Origin of the sequence: Microcoleus sp. PH2017_28_MFU_U_A (assembly GCF_020738035.1) — a bacterium.
Taxonomy (GTDB): Bacteria; Cyanobacteriota; Cyanobacteriia; order Cyanobacteriales; family Microcoleaceae; genus Microcoleus.
In genome coordinates this window covers 81,978-82,677 of the sequence record NZ_JAEQCX010000092.1, presented here as the reverse complement: position 1 = coordinate 82,677, position 700 = coordinate 81,978, and the positions used below count along the sequence as shown (strand labels likewise).

The 700-nt window shown below is 40.6% G+C and carries 1 protein-coding gene; it reads left to right on the top strand.

Annotated elements, in window-relative coordinates; all coding sequences use genetic code 11:
• A partial coding sequence (locus tag JGK14_RS22705) for an RNA-guided endonuclease InsQ/TnpB family protein (protein ID WP_325315517.1) occupies window positions 1-700 on the top strand: 700 nt, incomplete at both ends.

Here is a 700-nt window from a genome sequence, read left to right as displayed (position 1 = left end):
CCAAGAATACTGAAGAAAGAGCTTGGTTAGGAGATGTGTCATGCGTCCCACTGCAACAATCTGTTGCCGATTTAGATGTTGCTTTCAAGAACTTTTTCAACTCCTGCAAAGGTAAGAGAAAAGGGCGTAAAGTTGGATATCCTAAGTTCAAGAAAAGGACTAACAGCCAATCGGCACGTTTTAGAGTTGGAGGGTTTTCTCTCAAAGGTGATGGTGTCTATTTGGCTAAAATTGGAATTGTTAATCCAATATGGTCTAAAAGTCTTCCGTCTGAACCTAGCTCTGTGACGGTAATCAAGGACTGTGGAAACCGCTATTTCTTGAGTTTTGTTGTAGAACTTCAACCAATTCAGGTTGAAGCTAAAAACCCAAGTATCGGAATCGACCTAGGCATTAAAACTTTTGCAGTAATGAGTAATGGCGAGAAAGCCGAAAGTCCTAGCTATAAAAAGCCTTACCGAAAAGTACGCAAGCTACAACGCAAATTAGCTCGTCAGCCAAAAGATTCTAAAAGAAGGAATGTAACTCGCATTAAAATTGCCAAGTTACACAATCGAATTGCCGATACCCGCCAAGACTTCCTACACAAATTGTCAACCAAAATAGTCAACGAAAACCAAGTAATTATTTTGGAAGATTTGAACGTGTCGGGGATGGTCAAGAATCGTAAACTTGCCAGGGCAATTAGTCTGCAAGGATG